We start from the raw sequence: 13,869 nt of genomic DNA, 5'->3' as shown, positions 1-13,869 counted from the left end.
CCCCATATCGTCATTCCCCGCCGGCAAGACAAGTCGGCGGGGAAACCGATTCCCTCAAAGCGGCGCCTTCACACCGGCACATGCAGGATCTTGGAGCAGAACGCGCAGTCCACCGGCACCATGCCGGTTTCATCGCGCATGTCCGCCCGTTCGGTCTCGGGGAACCGTTCCAGAATGCTGCGGTAATAATCCACCGAGCAGCGGCATCCCCGCACCAGCGGCACCAGCGGCTCGGCGCGGACTTCGTCTTCCTCGTGGAACAGGCGCCACAGCAACTGCTCCAGATTGAGCACCGGATCGACCAGTTCCGCCGGCTGGATGCTCTGGGCCATGATCGAGACATGCTCCCAATCCGGATGCATCTCCTTGGCGTGCAGCCGCTCCTTGCCTTCCTCGCCATCGGGCAGGTGCTGCACCAGCAGGCCGCCCGCCACGCAGCGCGGCCCGTTCGAACGGACCGCGATACGGATGACGGTGGGCACCTGCTCCGACTGCGCGAAATACTTCTCGCAGGCTTCGGCCAGCGAAGCGCCCTCCAGCGGCACCACGCCCTGATAGCGCTGGTTGGACACCTGGAGATCGAACGTGATCGCCAGGTAGCCACTGCCGAAGATCGCCTCCAGCGAGCAGTCCTCTTCCAGCTTTTCGGCCAGAGCTTCGTCGTGCCGCAAGTAGCCCCGCAGCTCGCCGCCACGGTAATCGCAGACCAGCAGGTCCACCGCGCCGCCCTCGGCCTGGGCCTGGAAGGTCAGCTGCGCATCCTCTTCCTTGAGCAGCGAGCCCATCAGCGCGGTAAGCACCAGGGCCTCCGCCAGCACATGCTTGACGACCTTGGGATAGCTGTGCGCGGAGAGCACGGTTTCGAGGACCGGCCCCAGCCGCACGACCCGCCCGCGCGCATGGCGGGTCGGGACCGTGAAGGCCAGGACGCGATCGAAACCGGTATCGTCGCTGCGCGGCAGGTCTTCACTCACAGCTTGCCCAGTGCCCAGAGCAGCACGGACTTCTGGCCGTGAATACGGTTCTCGGCCTCGTCCCAGGCGCCGGACTGCGGACCGTCGATGACTTCGTCGGTCACTTCCTCGCCGCGATGCGCCGGCAGGCAGTGCAGGAACATCGCATCCGGAGCGGCATTCGCCATCAGCTTGGCATCGACCTGATAGGGCTGCATCGCCGCGACGTGAACTTCGCCTCCGGCCTGCCCCATCGAGACCCAGGTATCGGTGACGACGACCTGTGCGCCGCGAACCGCTTCGATCGGGTCCTGCGTGAAGATCACTTCGCCGCCCGCCGCACGGGCACGCTCGACGAAACCGGCGTCCGGCTCATAGCCTGCCGGGCCGCCGATGCGGATGGTGAACTTCATCAGGCCCGCCGCCTCGATCAGCGAATTGGCGACATTGTTGCCGTCCCCCAGCCAGGCGAGCTGAAGGCCGGGCAGCGCGAAACCGCGTTCCACGATCGTCAGCAGATCGGCGACGATCTGGCACGGATGCGACAGGTCGGTCAGGCCGTTGATCACCGGCACGTCGGCATGGCGCGCGAGTTCCTCGATCTTGGCGTGATCGTCGGTGCGGATCATGATCGCATCGACCATGCGGCTGAGCACGCGGGCGGTGTCGGCCACGGTCTCGCCGCGGCCGAGCTGGGTCGATCCCGCTTCCAGGATCAGCGCACTGCCGCCAAGCTGGCGCATCGCCATGTCGAAGGAGACACGGGTGCGGGTCGAGTTCTTCTCGAAGATCATCGCCAGGACGTGACCGGCCAGCGGCGCATCGGCATCGGCCTGCCCCTTGGGCAGGCCGATGCGCGCCGCCTTGCGGTCGATCGCGTCGTTGATCATGGCAGCCAGAACCGGGCCGCCGGCGTCGCTCAGGTCGAGGAAATCCCGGCTCATCAGGCCACCTCTTCCGGTTGATAGCTCGCCGCCGCGGCGGAGAGACGCTCCATGAACTCGTCGATGTGGCTATCGTCGATGACCAGCGGCGGCAGAACGCGCACGACATTGTCGCCCGCCGAAACCGTCAGCAACTGGTGATTGTCGCGCATATGGCCGACGAAAGCGCGCGGCTCGATCTTGAGCTTCACGCCGATGAACAGGCCGCGGCCATGGACCGATTCGAACAGCTCGGGATAGTTGCCGATGAACTGCTCCAGCCGTCCGCGCAGCCGCTCGCCCTTGGCGCGGACGTCGGCAAGGAAAGTCTCGTCCGAAACCACGTCGAGCACGGCGCCGATCGCCGCCATCGCAAAGGGGTTGCCGCCATAAGTCGAACCGTGCGCGCCGATCACCATGCCGCGCGCCGCCTTCTCGGTGGCGAGGCAGGCGCCGACCGGGAAGCCGCCGCCGATGCCCTTGGCCGTCGACACGATATCCGGCACGATGCCGAACTGCTCGTAGGCATAGAGCGTCCCGGCGCGGCCGACGCCGCTCTGCACTTCGTCGAGCACCAGCATGAGGTCATGCTCGTCGCACAGCGCGCGCAGGCCCTGAAGGAATTCGTCCGAAGCGATGCGGATGCCGCCTTCGCCCTGGATCGGTTCGACCAGGAAACCGGCGGTATTGGGGCCGATCGCCGCCTTGGCCGCCTCAAGATCGTTGAACTCCACGTACTTGAAGCCGGGCAGCAGGGGCAGGAAGCCCTTGTGCATCTTCTCCTGGTTGGAGGCACTGATCGTTGCCATCGTCCGGCCGTGGAAGGCGTTCTTGAAAGTGATCAGCTCGTACTTGTGGTCGTTGCCGACGTGCTGGTGATAGGCGCGCGCGGTCTTGATCGCACATTCGACCGCTTCCGCGCCGGAATTGGTGAAGAACACCGTGTCGGCGAAGGTCAGGTCGATCAGGCGCTGGGCGATCGCCTCGCCCTGCGGGCTGCCGTAGAGATTGGAGACGTGCATCAGCGTCTCGGCCTGCTTCTGGATCGCGCCGATCAGGCCGGGATGCGAATGGCCGAGCAGGTTGACGGCAATGCCGCTCGCGAAATCGAGGAATCGGCGACCGTCTTCACTGATGAGGTGACAGTGTTCGCCGCGAACGGGCCGAACGCCGCACCGGGGGTACACGGGCATCAGCGGAGTGATCGACATGACGGAATTCCTCGATAACGAAACAGTGAAGTGAGAACGGGAATCGCAAACGACAAATGGCGGCCCTATCCGGACCGCCATTTGCGCGCTTTTAGGTGTTTGCAGCCCCCCGGTCAAACACCGGGAGCGTTGCAGATCGGGATCAGGCCTGGAGCGGCGCCAGGTTGACCGCCGAGTACTTGCCTCGTCGATCGACCTCAATGTCGAACTCCACGCGATCGCCTTCGTTCAGGGCACCGAGGCCCGAACGCTCGACAGCGCTGATGTGCACGAAAGCGTCCGGCTGGCCGTCATCACGGGTGATGAAGCCGAAGCCCTTCATGGAATTGAAGAACTTGACCGTGCCGCTGGCCTTTTCGCCGGTCAGCTGACGCTGCGGCGCGGGCTCGCGCTTGGCGACCGGGATCACGTCGCCGACGACGACGAGTTCGCTGGCCGAGACCTTGCCGCCGCGATCGACGAGCTGGAATTCCAGCTGCTGACCTTCGGCCAGACCTTCGAGACCGGCACGCTCGACAGCGCTGATGTGCACGAACACATCTTCGCCGCCTTCATCACGCTGGATGAAGCCGAAGCCCTTTGCACCGTTGAAGAACTTTACGACGCCCTTGCCCTGGCCGACGACCTGGGCAGGCATGCCGCCACCGCCGCCGCCGCGCGGGCCGCCGAAGCCGCCACCACCGCCGCCGCGCGGGCCACCGAAGCCGCCGCGATCACCGCCGCCGCCGCCGAAGCGGTCACCGCCGCCGAAACCACCGCGATCGTTGCCGCCGCCGCCGAAGCGATCGCCGCCACCGAACCGGTCACCGCCGCCGAAACGATCCTGGCCGGCAAAGAACGGATCGAACTCGTTCTCCCCAAAACCACCATCGCGCTTGTCGCGTCCCCTTCCGCGACGACCTCTGTCAAAACCCATGTCTACGAACGTACCTTCGCTGCGCCCCAAAAAGCATGAACCCGGACACGTGGACGAACCGCGCCGGGCGGCAGACCAGATAGCCGGAATGCGCCGGAACCTGCCTGCAATCGCGAGTCATACACGAGGTTCTGCCACATGGCGAACACAATTAAGGGGCATTTTCCCTTCAGATTGACGAAATATCGCATTTTCACGGCGTTCTGCCTTGCTTTTAGCAGGGACAGAGGCCTTGACGTGGACGAATTTCAGGCCGAACCGGGGCCCAAACGGCCCGTTCATACCGGAGACTCGCTTCCATGTTCCGCCAGATCACCGACACCGTCTTCGCCAGCCCGCAGATCGGCACCGACGCCATTGCCGAAGCGAAAGCCCTTGGAATCGTGCGGATCGTCAACAACCGCCCCGAAGGCGAGAGCGAAGACCAGGTTCCGGGCGAGGTGATCGAGGCCGAAGCGCGCGCTGCCGGAATCGACTACGTGGCGATTCCCGTGGGCCACGGCGGCTTCAGCCAGGCCCAGGTCACGGCCATGGCCGAAGCGCTGGATACCGCCGAAGGTCCGGTGCTTGCCTATTGCCGCTCGGGCACGCGTTCCACGCTGCTTTGGGCGCTCGCGCGGGCCAAGGCCGGCGACAATCCCTCGGTGATTGCCTCCAAGGCAGCAGGCGCAGGCTACGACGTCTCACCGATCCGTCAGTTGATCGATATGTTCGCCGCGGGGAACTGAGCGCGCGCTTCAGAGCGCGATATCGCCCTGCTCTCCGGTGCGGACCCTCAGGACATCCGCCAGGTCGATGACGAAGATCTTGCCGTCGCCGATCTCGGCGGTGCTGGCGGTCGTGCGGATGACGTCGATGACGGTGGGCGCGAAAGCGTCGGACACCGCGATCTCCAGCTTCAGCTTGGGCACCATGCTGGAGGCATATTCGGCGCCGCGATAGATCTCGGTCTGGCCCTTCTGCCGCCCGAAGCCGCTGACTTCCGATACGGTCAGGCCGGAAATTCCGGCTGCGGAGAGCGCGTCCTTCACGTCGGCGAACTTGAAGGGCTTGATGATCGCGATGATGTATTTCACGGCCAATCTCCCGCAGGGGCGTGCATAACATCACACATTGCCGCGAGCGCGACAAAGGAAATTCGGGGGAAAATCCAGACAGAAAAATGGGCCGGAGCGGCTGGCTCCGGCCCTTGAGTTTGTGTTCGCAGGAGGAACACCGGGAGGCGACGACGGATCGTAGGAGAGGAAGAAGTATCCGCCGCCGCCAAACTCCAAACTTGAAACTCAGTTGTAGGCGCGCTCGCCGTGCTCGCCGATGTCGAGACCTTCCAGTTCGACTTCCGGAGCGACGCGCAGGCCGGTGACTGCCTTGGCGATGAAGATCGCGATGACGGTGCCGATGGTGGAGATCACGATGGTGGCCAGCACCGCCTCGATCTGGATCACGAGCTGCGAACCCATCCCGAAGTCGGCCTTGCCCGGACCACCGAGCGCCGGCGAATAGACGATGCCGGTGCCGATCGCGCCGACGATGCCGCCTACGCCGTGGACGCCGAAAGCGTCGAGCGCATCGTCATAGCCGAGTGCGGGCTTGAGCTTGCTGACCGCGAAGAAGCAGATCACCGAAGCGACGCCGCCAAGGACGATCGCGCCGAACGGACCCGAGTTGCCTGCGGCCGGAGTGATCGCAACGAGACCGGCGACGACGCCCGAGCAGAAGCCCAGGGCCGAACCCTTGTGACCGGCGAGACGCTCGGCGAGCATCCAGAACAGGCCTGCAGAAGCGGTGGCGACGAAAGTGTTGATCATGGCGAGGCTGGCGGCGCCGTTGGCCGAGAGCGCCGAACCGGCGTTGAAGCCGAACCAGCCCACCCACAGCAGGCCGGTGCCGACGAAAGTCAGCGTCAGCGAGTGCGGCGGCATCGGTTCGTTGGGGAAGCCCTTGCGCTTGCCGAGGATGAGCGCGGCGACCAGCGCCGAGACACCGGCGTTGATGTGGACGACGGTGCCGCCCGCATAGTCGAGTGCGCCGAGGCCGAAGAAGTAGCCGCTCGGAGCCCAGACCATGTGCGCGATCGGGAAATAGACGATCGTCAGCCAAATCACGGCGAAGACCATGACCGCCGAGAACTTGATGCGCTCGACCGTGGAACCCAGCACCAGCGCGATGGTGATCGCCGCGAAGGTCATCTGGAAGCAGACGAAGACGTATTCGGGGATCGTGCCCGATACGGAATCCGGGGTAATGCCCTTGAGGAAGGCCTTGCCGAAACCGGCAACGAAGGCATTGCCGCCCTCACCGAAGGCCATGGTGTAGCCGTACATGACCCAGATCAGCATCGCGAGGCTGGCTGCCGCACCGATCTGCGTCATCGTCGAAAGCATGTTCTTGGAGCGGGTCAGGCCGCCGTAGAACAGGGCGAGGCCGGGCAGGATCATCAGGAAGACGAGCAGCGTCGACGTCAGCATCCAGGCGGTGTCGCCCTTGTCGATCGTCGGGGTAGCGGCGGCGTCCTGCGCCCAGGCAGGCATGGCGGCGAACAGCGACGCACCCAGTGCGCCCGCGCCGCAAAGAATCTTGCGGTTCATCGTGGTTTCCCTCCTGTCGAAAGCGCGGGTCAAAGCGCGGTGTCCCCGGACTCGCCGGTGCGGATGCGCACGGCGGAAGCCAGGTCGAGGACGAAGATCTTGCCGTCGCCGATCGCCTCGGTGCTGGCGACCTGCTGGATCGTTTCCACGATCTTCGGTGCCAGATCGTCGGGCGCGGCCACTTCGATCTTCACTTTCGGGAGCATGTTGGTCGAATATTCGGCCCCACGGTAGATTTCGGTCTGACCCTTCTGACGCCCGAAGCCCTTCACCTCGGTCACGGTCATCCCGGCGACCCCGATTGCCCCCAACGCTTCCCGAACCTCGTCGAGCTTGAAGGGCTTGATGATGGCTATGATGAACTTCATGCCTATCCCCTGTTTTCGACCGGCCCCGCGCCGGTTAACAATGGATAAGCAAGGGGTGTGCCAATTTACCAATCGGCCGTTTTCTGACGAAATTTTGCTCCACTCAACGCAAGTGCAGCATGAAGCGTCGCTCGATTCCTGAGCAGTTGCCTATTTTTTAGGCAACTCTAGTGACGCAAAGACCGGCAGATGGTCAGATCCTATCGCGGAAAGCGGGCTATGATGAACGTTTGTTCCCGTAACTGCCCATTCCTGCGACACGATGATGCGGTCGAGCCGGGCGAGCGGCCGCCGCGACGGAAAGCTGCGCCCCGGTGCAAGCACTTGCCAGGGTTCGTGAAACTCCCGGAAACAGCCGCCTCCCGCAGACCATTCGTTGAGATCGCCCATCATCACGGTGGGCACCGAGGCCTCGCAGGCATCGACATGGGCAAGCACGCTTCGCACCTGCAACCGGCGGCGCAGACCGGAGAGATCGAGGTGCATGCCGACGACGCGAAAGCGATGGCCATGGAGCGAGAGGTCAGCCCGGATCGCCCCGCGTGGCTCCAGCACCGGCAGCGGCACGGCTTCCGCTTCGAGGAGGTCGATGCCCTTGCGCACGAGGATGGCATTGCCGTGCCAGCCGAGGCTGTCGGGCTTCATCGACAGCGGCACCGGCACGTAATCGGTGGTCGTGTGGATGGCATCGAGCGGCAGCGCGCTCATGCGGCGGCCGAAGCGGCGGTCCACTTCCTGCAAGGCCACGACGTCGGCATCGATCTCGCGCAGCACGGTAAGGATGCGCTCGGGGTCGCGCCGCCGGTCTAGACCGACGGCCTTGTGGATGTTGTAGCTGGCGAACTTGATCTGCAAGTCGGGACTCCGGAGGGATGCTGGCTTTAGCAATCCATCGGCGCCCTGTCAGGTTCCGGACTTGGCTTGATTATGCGTGGGCTTCGACAGGCTCAGCCTGAGCGGGGTTGGGAGGTATGTGCCCCCCACCCGCTCAGGCTGCGTGAGATTGAGGGGTATTCACCGCGCCCGCTAGAGGTACGCACCACGCCCGCTCATCCTGAGCCTGTCGAAGGGTCATCCCAAGCTTGCCGAAGGATCAGCGCTCCTTCGTCGCGCTGAAGGTCAGGTCCGGGTTGCGTTCCTGCTGGTAGCTCACGTCCCAGGCCGAGCGGGCCATGAACACCGGGTCGCCGTCGCGGTCCTTGGCGAGGTTCATCTTGTTGAACTCGCCGAAGTCGCGCAAGGCCTTGTCGTCGCCCTTGAGCCAGCGCGCGGTGTCGAAGGGCGCCGGCTCCAGCACCGCCTCCACCTTGTATTCGGCTTCGAGACGGCTGATCAGCACGTCGAGCTGGAGCTGGCCGACCACGCCGACCACCCACTGCGAGCCGATCTCCGGGTAGAACACCTGGATCACGCCCTCTTCGGAAAGATCGTCGAGCGCCTTGCGCAGCTGCTTGGTCTTGGTCGGGTCCTTCAGCGCCACGCGGCGCAGGATTTCCGGGGCGAAGTTCGGCAGGCCGGTGAAGCGGACCTGGTTCTTCTCGGACAGGGTATCCCCCACGCGCAAGGTGCCGTGGTTGGGAATGCCGATGATATCGCCCGGCTCGGCATTGTCGGCGATCTCGCGGTCCTGCGCGAAGAACAGGATCGGCGAGTGCACCGCGATCGGCTTGCCCAGGCCCGAGGGCGTCAGCTTCATGCCGCGCTTGAAGGTGCCCGAGACCAGACGCATGAAGGCGATGCGGTCGCGGTGCATCGGGTCCATGTTGGCCTGGACCTTGAAGATGAAGCCCGTGACTTCCTTGTTCTCCGGCTCGATCGTACCCTCGTTGGAAGGCTGCGGGCGCGGCGGCGGGGCGAACTTCTCGATCGCGTCGATCAGTTCGGTGACACCGAAGTTCTTGAGCGCCGAACCGAAGTAGACCGGGGTGAGGTCGCCGCCGCGATAGGCCTCGACGTCGAACTCGGGATAACCGGCCTGCGCCAGTTCGAGTTCTTCCGCAACGGCATCGGGCAGGGTCGCGCCTTCGTCGACTTTGCCGAGGAATTCCTTGCTCGCCCCCTCGGGACGGCTGATCCGGCCGCTCTCGATGTCGAGAATGCCCTCGAACAGACCGCCCATGCCGACCGGCCAGGACATCGGGCAGACGTCGAGCGCCAGCATATCGGCCACTTCGTCCATCAGGTCGAAGCAGGCGCGGCCTTCGCGGTCCACCTTGTTGATGAAGGTGATGATCGGCACCGAACGCAGGCGGCAGACCTCGAAGAGCTTGCGGGTCTGCGGCTCGATGCCCTTGGCCGCGTCGATCACCATGATCGCCGAATCGACCGCGGTGAGCGTGCGGTAGGTGTCTTCCGAGAAGTCCTCGTGGCCCGGTGTGTCGAGCAGGTTGAAGGTGATCCCGTCGCGCTCGAAAGTCATGACCGAGCTGGTCACGGAAATGCCGCGCTGCTGCTCGATCTTCATCCAGTCCGACCGCGCACGGCGTGCGGCGCCGCGGGCCTTGACCTGTCCTGCCAGGTGGATTGCGCCGCCTTGCAGCAGCAGCTTCTCGGTCAGGGTGGTCTTGCCGGCGTCAGGGTGCGAGATGATCGCGAAAGTGCGCCGGGACTGGTGGGGGACGTTGCTCATCGGCGCGCTATTAGTGGGCGCGGGGCCAGATGGAAAGGGGCCAGATGGCAGGGGAAGCGGGGCACGCCGCTCCCCCGTCATACCCATCAGCCCTCGCGCGCGACCTGGAAGCCCGCGAAGGACTGGCTCACCGGCATCAGTTCCAGCGTGTTGATGTTGAGGTGCGGCGGCAGGGTCGCCACCCAGAGCACGGTCCCGGCAATGTCCTCGGCGGTCATCGGATTGGCGCCGCCATAAAGATTGTCCGAGGCCTGCTGATTGCCGCCGGTGCGCACGAGGGTGAATTCGGTCTCGACCATGCCCGGCTCGATCGAGGTCACGCGCACGCCCGTTCCCGCAAGGTCTGAGCGCAGGCCGAGCGAGAACTGGTGCACGAAGGCCTTGGTGCCGCCGTAGACGTTGCCGCCGGTGTAAGGATAAGTCGCCGCCACCGAGGACAAGTTGACGATCGCGCCCTTGCGCTCGACCAGCGCGGGCAGCAGCTTGTGGGTGAGCGAGACCAGCGCGGTGACGTTGGTGTCGATCATCGTCTTCCAGCTGTCGAGCGAGGCGCTCTGGGCCGGTTCGGTGCCGAGCGCGAGGCCCGCGTTGTTCACCAGACAGTCGATTGCGGCGAACTCGGCCGGGAGCGCCGCAAAGGCCGCGTCACGCGCGGCTTCGTCGCGCACGTCGAAGACGGCGGCGTGGAACCTGTCGGCGCCGAGTTCAGCTTTCAGGGCTTCGAGACGCTCGGCGCGGCGGCCGGTGCCGATCACGCGCCAGCCCGCCGCCACGAAAGCGCGGGCACAGGCTTCGCCGATTCCGGCAGTGGCGCCGGTCACGAGTGCGGTCTTCATGGAGTTCTCCTACAAGCGTTTTCTAATCAGGTGGAACACCTGATGACTCGGAAAACGCGACAAACGAAAAACCTAAAGCAGGCGATCCGATGCAATCGGACGACTGCTTTAGTCGGCGGTGAGGACGCTGACGTCCATGCGGAAGCTCCGGCTGGTGCCGGGTTCGAGCGAAAGCACGCCGGGCTTGGCGCGGAAGTCGCCGGAATAGCCGAGCGGATCGGCCATGCCCTGCCAGGGTTCGATGCAGAGATAGTTCGCGCCCGGCTTCTGCCAGATGCCCAGCATCGGCATGTCCGGGAAGGCAACGACGAGCTGCGCGCCGCCGGGCGCTCCGAACGTGAGCGAGCGGCTGGAGAGCCGGTCCCAGATCAGCGCGTCGGTCTCGAACTGCGTGGCCTCGGGGCGGAGCAGATGCCCCTCCACCGGGGTGGCGACAGGTTCGGGCTGGACAAGGCCGGTTGCCATGTCGATGCGGCGGATCGGCTGGGGCTCGGGCTGCTCGAAAGCGATCGTGTGATCGGCCTTGGCAGCGCCGCCCGGTAGCGGCCAGGCGAAGGCCGGGTGGTAGCCGAAGCTGAAGGGCATCGCCCCGTCTCCGGCGTTCGTGACCTTCGCGGTGGCATGCAGGCTCGTGCCTTCGAGGCGGAACTCCAGCTCAAGCGCGAAAGCGAAAGGATAGACCTTGCGGGTTTCCGCGCTGTCGCGAAGGCGGAAGGTGGCGCGATTGGGTGCGGTTTCAACCACCTCGAACAACGAATGACGGGCGAAGCCGTGCTTGGGTAGTTCGTATTCATGGCCATCGAGCCGATAGCGCCCCCCGCTCAGCGCGCCGACGATCGGGAACAGGATCGGCGCATGGCCGGTCCAGAACGCGGGATCGGCATCGGTCATGTATTCGCGGCCCGCCCGGTCGGTCAGCGACCAGAGTTCGGCCCCGAACGGCGCGATCCGGGCGGTCAGATCGCCGGAGGAGATGGTCACGAATTCCCTATCAGTCACCGGCGATCTTCCCTTTTTTTCCTTCAGGCAGTCGGCTCAGGTCCGCAGCACGGCCCCGAGCTTGGCGGCGGCGGCAGTCACCTTGGCACTGATCGCCTTGAGGTCTTCCTCCTTGTAGCTCTTTTCGAGCGGCTGGAGCGTAACTTCGAGCGCCAGCGACTTCTGGCCTTCGGGCACGCCCTGACCACGGAAGTCGTCAAACAGACGGGCCGAGACGATGTTCGCCTTGTCCGCGCCCGCGACCATGCGGACGAGATCGCCCGCGGCCTGCTCGACCGGCACGAGGAACGCGAAGTCGCGCGTCACCGCCTGAAGCACTGGGGGCGCGTAGCGAGTACGGGCGAAGGTGGCGGCGCCCTTCTTGCCGGGGATGGCGTCAAGATAGATCTCGGCGATCGCCACCGGGCCTTCGATGTCGAACTGCCTGGCGACCGTGGGGTGCAGCATGCCGAAGCGCGCCAGCACATTCTTGGGCCCAAGGCGCAGCGTGGCCGACTGGCCGGGATGGAACTGCGAGCCAGCCTCACCCATCACTTGCAGCTTCTCGACCGGAGCACCGGCTTCCGCCAGCAGTGCCGTGCCTTCGGCCTTGGCGTCGTAGGCGTCAAACACCGTCGCCTTGCCAGTCGCCCAGCCGCGCGAGACCTTCTCGCCCGCCAGCACGAAGCCGAGCGCCAGACGCTCGTCGCTCGCACCGCCCTCGCCGCGCAGATAGCGACGGCCGAGTTCGAACAGGCGCAGCGACGAGGCACCGCGATCGAGGTTGCGCTTGGCCGCCATCAGCAGGCCCGGCAGCAGCGACGGCCGCATGACCTTCATGTCCTCGCTGATCGGGTTGGCGAGCGACCACAAGTCGTTGCCGTCTGCAAAGGCATCGGCCTCGGCGGCGGGCAGGAACGACCAGGTAACCGCCTCGTGCAGACCGCGCGCGGCAGCCGCGCGGCGAACGCGGCGTTCCAGCGCCTGCGTGGGCGTCGCGGTCGGACGGGCGACGCCGTCAACCCGCGGCAGGGCAACGCTCGTCACCTTGTCGAGGCCGTGGATGCGGACGACTTCCTCAACGATGTCGGGAGCGCCATCCACGTCGGGGCGCCAGCCGGGAACGGTGACCGCCCACGACTTGTCGAAGTTCGCCTGCTCGGCAATGACCGAGAAGCCGAGGCTTTCCAGAATGCGCTGCTGCTCGGCTTCTTCGATGCGAACGCCGCCCAGCTTCTCGGTCAGCGCCGGATCGAAGTGGACGATCTTCGGCGTGGCCGGAGCCGCACCGCTGCGCACCGGCTGCGAAGCTTCACCGCCGCACAGCGTCTGAATAAGCTGGGTCAGGTGGTCGAGGCCGGTATCGAGGAAATTCGGATCGATCCCGCGCTCGAAGCGGCTGCGCGCGTCCGAGGTGAGGTTGAGCTTGCGGCCGGTCCTGGCGATGCGCTCGGGATCGAAGTAGGCGATTTCGAGCAGGACGTCGGTGGTCTCGTCACCGCAGCCCGAATGTTCGCCGCCCATGATGCCGGCAATGTCGTGCACGCCCGAATCGTCGGCGATCACGGTCATCTCGGCATCGAGCGTATAGGTCTTCTCGTTCAGCGCGACGACCGTCTCGCCATCCTTGGCACGGCGCGCGACGACGGCGCCGTTCAGTTTGGCAAGGTCATAGGCGTGGGCCGGACGGCCATAGGCCAACATCAGGTAGTTGGTGGCATCGACCAGCGCCGAAATCGGACGCTGACCGGCGGCCTTCAGGCGATCCTGCAACCACTGCGGCGAGGGGCCGTTCTTCACGCCCTTGATCACGCGGCCGTAGAACGCCGGGCAACCCTCGGCATCGTCGGTGCGCACGTCCACCGGGCAGGGGAAGCTGCCGGCGATATCCAGCGCCTCGATCGGCTTCAGTGTGCCGAGACCGGCGGCGGCCAGATCGCGGGCGATGCCGTAGACGCCCATGCAGTCCGGACGGTTGGGGGTGATCGCCACCTCGATCACCGGATCGGCGCCGTGGTAGTCCGCGAAAGGCGTGCCGACCGGCGCGTCCTCGGGCAGTTCGATGATGCCCTCGTGGTCTTCGCCCAGCTCCAGCTCCCGCGTGGAGCACATCATGCCGTTCGATTCGACGCCGCGCACGGCAGCGACCTTCAGCACCATGCCGTTGGCAGGCACGGTCGCACCGGCAAGGCCGAGCACGCCGACAAGGCCCGCACGCGCATTCGGTGCGCCGCAAACGACCTGCAGCACGCCCTCACCGGTATCGACGGTGAGGACCTGCAGCTTGTCCGCCTGCGGATGCTTGTCAGCGGTCAGCACCTTGGCCACGCGGAAACCGGCCAGCTTGGCGGCGGGATCCTCGATGCCTTCGACCTCAAGGCCGATGGCGTTGAGCTTCAGCGCGATTTCCTCAAGCGAGGCATGGGTCTCAAGGTACTGCTTGAGCCAGGAAAGCGAGAACTTCATT

Annotated in this window: 13 protein-coding genes; 1 reads left to right on the top strand and 12 read right to left on the bottom strand. The window is 65.3% G+C overall.

Annotated elements, in window-relative coordinates:
* Positions 1-68: 68 nt before the first annotated feature.
* From hslO to AC4D6D_RS03230, 4 genes are all read right to left on the bottom strand, one after another.
* Positions 69-974, bottom strand: coding sequence for an Hsp33 family molecular chaperone HslO (hslO, locus tag AC4D6D_RS03245; protein ID WP_491326473.1), 906 nt, complete (start codon positions 972-974; stop codon positions 69-71).
* Positions 971-1,897, bottom strand: a complete 927-nt coding sequence (gene argF, locus AC4D6D_RS03240) for an ornithine carbamoyltransferase (RefSeq protein WP_491326472.1) — start codon at positions 1,895-1,897, stop codon at positions 971-973. The genes hslO and argF overlap by 4 nt, the downstream gene beginning before the upstream one ends.
* Positions 1,897-3,087, bottom strand: a complete 1,191-nt coding sequence (locus tag AC4D6D_RS03235) for an aspartate aminotransferase family protein (protein ID WP_491326471.1) — start codon at positions 3,085-3,087, stop codon at positions 1,897-1,899. Before AC4D6D_RS03235 ends, argF begins: the two co-directional genes overlap by 1 nt.
* 142 nt (positions 3,088-3,229) lie before the next feature.
* Positions 3,230-4,003 carry a cold-shock protein gene (locus tag AC4D6D_RS03230; protein ID WP_491326470.1) on the bottom strand — a complete coding sequence of 258 codons (774 nt, stop codon included), beginning with the start codon at positions 4,001-4,003 and terminating at the stop codon, positions 3,230-3,232.
* A 299-nt stretch (positions 4,004-4,302) separates the two neighbouring features.
* Between AC4D6D_RS03230 and AC4D6D_RS03225 the strand changes: the two genes are divergently transcribed.
* Positions 4,303-4,731 (top strand): protein tyrosine phosphatase family protein, encoded by a 429-nt coding sequence (locus AC4D6D_RS03225; protein ID WP_465146150.1) that lies wholly within the window; start codon positions 4,303-4,305, stop codon positions 4,729-4,731.
* A 9-nt stretch (positions 4,732-4,740) separates the two neighbouring features.
* Here the strand turns inward: AC4D6D_RS03225 and AC4D6D_RS03220 are convergent, their stop codons facing one another.
* The 8 genes from AC4D6D_RS03220 to pheT form a co-directional block, all read right to left on the bottom strand.
* Entirely contained in the window at positions 4,741-5,079 is a 339-nt protein-coding gene (locus AC4D6D_RS03220) for a P-II family nitrogen regulator (RefSeq protein WP_147216509.1), read from the bottom strand.
* Positions 5,080-5,286: 207 nt separating this feature from the next.
* Positions 5,287-6,591 carry an ammonium transporter gene (locus AC4D6D_RS03215; protein ID WP_491326469.1) on the bottom strand — a complete coding sequence of 435 codons (1,305 nt, stop codon included), beginning with the start codon at positions 6,589-6,591 and terminating at the stop codon, positions 5,287-5,289.
* A gap of 29 nt (positions 6,592-6,620) precedes the next feature.
* Positions 6,621-6,959, bottom strand: coding sequence for a P-II family nitrogen regulator (locus AC4D6D_RS03210; protein ID WP_021232713.1), 339 nt, complete (start codon positions 6,957-6,959; stop codon positions 6,621-6,623).
* Between the two features lie 150 nt (positions 6,960-7,109).
* Positions 7,110-7,814 (bottom strand): endonuclease/exonuclease/phosphatase family protein, encoded by a 705-nt coding sequence (locus tag AC4D6D_RS03205; protein WP_491326468.1) that lies wholly within the window; start codon positions 7,812-7,814, stop codon positions 7,110-7,112.
* A gap of 238 nt (positions 7,815-8,052) precedes the next feature.
* Positions 8,053-9,588, bottom strand: a complete 1,536-nt coding sequence (locus AC4D6D_RS03200) for a peptide chain release factor 3 (protein ID WP_491326467.1) — start codon at positions 9,586-9,588, stop codon at positions 8,053-8,055.
* 86 nt (positions 9,589-9,674) lie between these two features.
* Positions 9,675-10,424 (bottom strand): SDR family NAD(P)-dependent oxidoreductase, encoded by a 750-nt coding sequence (locus AC4D6D_RS03195; protein ID WP_491326466.1) that lies wholly within the window; start codon positions 10,422-10,424, stop codon positions 9,675-9,677.
* A gap of 108 nt (positions 10,425-10,532) precedes the next feature.
* A complete protein-coding gene (locus AC4D6D_RS03190) occupies positions 10,533-11,423 on the bottom strand; it encodes an aldose 1-epimerase family protein (protein WP_491326465.1) in 891 nt (296 codons plus the stop codon).
* A gap of 36 nt (positions 11,424-11,459) precedes the next feature.
* Positions 11,460-13,868, bottom strand: a complete 2,409-nt coding sequence (gene pheT, locus AC4D6D_RS03185; RefSeq protein WP_491326464.1) for a phenylalanine--tRNA ligase subunit beta — start codon at positions 13,866-13,868, stop codon at positions 11,460-11,462.
* Position 13,869 lies beyond the last annotated feature (1 nt).

The organism is Novosphingobium sp. BF6, assembly GCF_058273105.1.
This window is presented reverse-complemented; position numbering and strand designations above follow the sequence as displayed.

What these genes read in the sequence shown, in the direction of transcription:
- argF (WP_491326472.1), bottom strand. Translation starts at nt 1,897, where the DNA reads ATGAGCCGGGATTTCCTCGACCTGAGCGACGCCGGCGGCCCGGTTCTG.
- AC4D6D_RS03235 (WP_491326471.1), bottom strand. Translation starts at nt 3,087, where the DNA reads ATGTCGATCACTCCGCTGATGCCCGTGTACCCCCGGTGCGGCGTTCGG.
- AC4D6D_RS03230 (WP_491326470.1), bottom strand. Translation starts at nt 4,003, where the DNA reads ATGGGTTTTGACAGAGGTCGTCGCGGAAGGGGACGCGACAAGCGCGAT.
- AC4D6D_RS03225 (WP_465146150.1), top strand. Translation starts at nt 4,303, where the DNA reads ATGTTCCGCCAGATCACCGACACCGTCTTCGCCAGCCCGCAGATCGGC.
- AC4D6D_RS03215 (WP_491326469.1), bottom strand. Translation starts at nt 6,591, where the DNA reads ATGAACCGCAAGATTCTTTGCGGCGCGGGCGCACTGGGTGCGTCGCTG.
- AC4D6D_RS03210 (WP_021232713.1), bottom strand. Translation starts at nt 6,959, where the DNA reads ATGAAGTTCATCATAGCCATCATCAAGCCCTTCAAGCTCGACGAGGTT.
- AC4D6D_RS03200 (WP_491326467.1), bottom strand. Translation starts at nt 9,588, where the DNA reads ATGAGCAACGTCCCCCACCAGTCCCGGCGCACTTTCGCGATCATCTCG.
- AC4D6D_RS03195 (WP_491326466.1), bottom strand. Translation starts at nt 10,424, where the DNA reads ATGAAGACCGCACTCGTGACCGGCGCCACTGCCGGAATCGGCGAAGCC.
- pheT (WP_491326464.1), bottom strand. Translation starts at nt 13,868, where the DNA reads ATGAAGTTCTCGCTTTCCTGGCTCAAGCAGTACCTTGAGACCCATGCC.